The following is a 3,441-nucleotide window of genomic DNA, read 5'->3' as shown; positions in this document are numbered from 1 at the left end:
CTGTAAATCAAAGGTTTAAGTATGATCGATCTGCAAGATATAATTACAACAAAACGAGAGTTGTTGAGTAGGGAAACCTACTCACGCAACCCTATAAATTATAGTGCAGGTATGGCAGAGGATCAGAAAGACCGATACATACAATACCTTGCTGAGCAAAATCAGGATCTCAGGTTGACAGGTGATGCCATGAGGCTTGTTTTGGAGGATTTTATGGCTCAGATGAAAGAACTGAAGGATCAGATGTCATCCATGCAATCGAAACATGTTGACCTTGAGAATCGGTTGTCAGAAGAGCATAAACTTCGCAAATCGGCTGAACGTAAGATAAAATCACTTCAGGAAAAACTTGATTACGCCAATCAGGAACGTTTTGGTGATAGACGTCAAAAGATACAATCTAAAGCTAAAACAAGTGATTCAGACCGCCGGAAGGAGAAGGATGATTATGATGGAACCGATGATACGCTTCGCACGGATTCGGTTGGTCATGTTCCATCCCAAGAGTTAAAAGAGCCTTCCGGGAAAGACCGTGACTTGTCCAATCGCCCTGACGGTTATAAAACGATGGGGGTAGCCGGAGAAGCGACAGAGCATCCTTCCGATTTGACAAAGGTTCCCGGTCGGATCATTGAAAGGAGAATGGTACGGGTGTTCAGTTTCCGTACTTTCCTTACGGAAGAATGTTTTGAGATGGTTCATTATGCAGAGCCTGGTAAAAAGCCGAAGTGGGGCTATTTCCCTTCTGAAGGCCATCCGGATGTAGTAACCAGTTTTGAAGGCACTAGGGCCACTCCTGAATTTCTGCAGGCTATCGCCTATGAAGTTTATGTAAAGAATGTGACTTTTGGTCTTCTTCACCAATGGCTGACAGATATGGGCATGACCATTTCTAAAAACACGTTGCGCAACTGGCTTAAGAAAGGTAAGACATACCTGGACGAACTGGTTTGTGTATTGAAGTCTATAGCTTTGGAAAAAGATTCGATTGTGAACTGCGACGAGACCTGGTGTAAAGTGCGTAAATACGATCACTATAAGAAGTGCTACATTTGGGTTCTGGTCAACAAGGCCCGGAAAACAGCCATTTTCTTCTATGAGAATGGCTCGCGTGGTCGTGATGTACTTACAGACTTTTTGGGCGATGCAGAATTGAAGAGTATAATGTCCGACGGATACAATGCTTATGTATTTATCGGCAATGAGCTGAAATCAGCCCGGTTTAAAGATACTGTCCACCAAGTTTGTATGTCTCATGCCAAGAACAAGTTTGTCAAGGCTTCCAATCAGGGTGGTGAACCGACTGCAGAACGCTTTTCCGAAATTTTAAAGGAGTTCTTTATGAGGGAGCGTAAATACGATGATGCCGGATTAACTCCCAAGGAAAGGTTTCAAGAAAGGCAAAGCTTGGAAACGAAGGAACTCCTAATAGAGCTGCGCAGTTTGTTAGATAGTGAACAGTCAAAGGATTCAGAATTTAGAAGCCGGTATTATAAAGAAGCTCTCAATTATCTGAACCGGTTCTGGAAAGAGATCTTTGCTTACCTGGATGATGGTGAATTACCGATAGACAACAACCTGGCTGAGCGAACCATTCGAAAGCTGACCACTCAACGCAACAATTCACTTCATTATGGTAGTGATGCCGGTGCAGAGATGGCAGCAACTTATCACAGTGTGATAGGAACGGTAAAGCTTCATGGCAGTTCTATCTGGAACTTCATCGGAACTTTTTTCAAAAATATCTTTAACGGGTGCAGGGATTATGTTAACATGGTTCCTGACAAAATCACTTTGGCTGCCAGCCAATGTTAAATTCAAAACTAATTAATTAACAAAACTCGGTTTAGGGCACTGAAAAGTGCCCTTTCGAAGGGGGATGCCCTAAATTGAGTGCTTACCGACCCCTTTTGGGAAGTAGAGTATGAAAATGAATCACAGAAGATAAAGAATATATTGAAGGATATATTGGTGGAGGTTTACCATATTGGCAGTACAGCAGTCAAAGGGTTAGCCGCTAAATCAATCATTGATATAATGCCCGTAGTGACAAATATTAGTTTGGTTGATAAGCATAACAAAGAATTTGTAGCGATTGGTTATGAGTGTATGGGTGAGTTTGGTATTGAAGGACGTAGATATTTCCGCAAAGGCGGCGATAACAGGACACACCAGATTCATATTTTTGAGCAAAGCAATCACAAAGATATTAATAGGCATATAGCAGTAAGGGACTTTCTGCGTACACATCCAGACATCGCTTTAGAGTATGGTGAATTAAAGATGGAGCTGGCTTATCGATTCTCGGAGGATATTGAAGGCTACTGCACTGGTAAGGATGCATTTGTAAAGCAACTAGAAAAGGATGCTTTGCTATGGTATCAAAATAATGAATCATATAAAACACGATAGAAAATATATAAAAGTATGAAAGAGAGGTGTATCCTATGATAGGACCAGATAAGAAAAAACTATATCCAAATGAAAACATAAAAACTGTTTGTTAATGAAATAAATTAAGGAGGGGTTATAATGAACAAAGTAAATATAAAAGATAGTCAAAATTTTATTACTTCAAAATATCACATAGAAAAAATAATGAATTGCATAAGTTTAGATGAAAAAGATAACATCTTTGAAATAGGTGCAGGGAAAGGTCATTTTACTGCTGAATTGGTAAAGAGATGTAATTTTGTTACGGCGATAGAAATTGATTCTAAATTATGTGAGGTAACTCGTAATAAGCTCTTAAATTATCCTAACTATCAAATAGTAAATGATGATATACTAAAATTTACATTTCCTAGCCACAATCCATATAAAATATTTGGCAGCATACCTTACAACATAAGCACAAATATAATTCGAAAAATTGTTTTTGAAAGTTCAGCCACAATAAGTTATTTAATAGTAGAATATGGTTTTGCTAAAATGTTATTAGATACAAACAGATCACTAGCATTGCTGTTAATGGCAGAGGTAGATATTTCTATATTAGCAAAAATTCCCAGGTATTATTTCCATCCAAAACCTAAAGTGGATAGCGCATTAATTGTATTAAAAAGAAAGCCAGCAAAAATGGCATTTAAAGAGAGAAAAAAATATGAAACTTTTGTAATGAAATGGGTTAACAAAGAGTATGAAAAACTGTTTACAAAAAATCAATTTAATAAAGCTTTAAAATATGCGAGAATATATGATATAAACAATATTAGTTTCGAACAATTTGTATCGCTATTTAATAGTTATAAAATATTTAACGGCTAAAAACAATAGGCCACATGCAACTGTAAATGTTTAGTTATAGGTAGGGTAGCATTAGTTAAAATGCTATTCTGCCTTTTAAAAGTATGGTATACATTCCGTAAGCATTCGGCAAACTACAGGTATTAAACTTTTATATACAACAATAGCGACTGTCACTATGAACCTAATAGTATC

General features: G+C 37.6%; 3 protein-coding genes. All 3 read left to right on the top strand.

The window, feature by feature from the left end; genetic code table 11:
- Nucleotides 1–21: 21 nt before the first annotated feature.
- A complete protein-coding gene (gene tnpC / locus ABUA47_RS23740) occupies nt 22–1,815 on the top strand; it encodes an IS66 family transposase (protein ID WP_032951975.1) in 1,794 nt (597 codons plus the stop codon).
- A 78-nt stretch (nt 1,816–1,893) separates the two neighbouring features.
- The gene (locus ABUA47_RS23735; protein ID WP_211420642.1) at nt 1,894–2,412 is read left to right on the top strand and encodes a GrpB family protein; all 519 of its coding nucleotides are present in this window, start codon (nt 1,894–1,896) and stop codon (nt 2,410–2,412) included.
- Between the two features lie 120 nt (nt 2,413–2,532).
- Nucleotides 2,533–3,267, top strand: coding sequence for a 23S rRNA (adenine(2058)-N(6))-methyltransferase Erm(G) (gene erm(G) / locus ABUA47_RS23730; RefSeq protein WP_008021360.1), 735 nt, complete (start codon nt 2,533–2,535; stop codon nt 3,265–3,267).
- Nucleotides 3,268–3,441 lie beyond the last annotated feature (174 nt).

It is taken from the genome of Bacteroides sp. RTP31139st1_H2_RTP31139_211217 (assembly GCF_040227615.1).
Classification (GTDB): Bacteria; Bacteroidota; Bacteroidia; order Bacteroidales; family Bacteroidaceae; genus Bacteroides; species Bacteroides uniformis.
Note: the sequence above shows the minus strand (reverse complement) of the source record. Positions and strands in the feature narration are given on the sequence as shown.